General features: G+C 46.2%; 1 protein-coding gene. It reads left to right on the forward strand.

The window, feature by feature from the left end; translation table 11 throughout:
* Positions 1 to 35 precede the first annotated feature (35 nt).
* A partial coding sequence (locus J1781_RS00185; RefSeq protein WP_217232996.1) for a 3'-5' exonuclease family protein occupies positions 36 to 416 on the forward strand: 381 nt, incomplete at its 3' end.

The following is a 416-nucleotide window of genomic DNA, read 5'->3' on the forward strand; positions in this document are numbered from 1 at the left end:
GTGCAGTACAGGTACGCAAAGAAAGTGACGGGTTTGTGATTGATACCGATAGCGCGCTGTCATTGGTATGCCGTCCGCCTGTGATGCCCACCCACGACACCATTGTGATTCATGGATTAAGACCGATAGATGTCGACAATGGCTTATCGTATGACGAGATGCTTACCCAATTATTGCCAATGCTTAAAAACCGTCCGATAATTGGGTTTTGTGTGGACATGGATATGGCGTTTTTAAATGCCATTGCCAAACCGTTTTTGGGCGTGGAACTGGCTAATAAACTTGTCGATGTCAGTCGCTTGTATCAACAAAATCAGTATCGACATGACCCCAGCCAAGTTGGGCAACTACCACACCTCAATAAGCTGCTAGAGGAATACCAAATCCCGCGATTACCTGCCCATAATGCCCTTAAT

It is taken from the genome of Rahnella perminowiae (assembly GCF_019049695.1).
Taxonomy (GTDB): Bacteria; Pseudomonadota; Gammaproteobacteria; order Enterobacterales; family Enterobacteriaceae; genus Rahnella; species Rahnella perminowiae.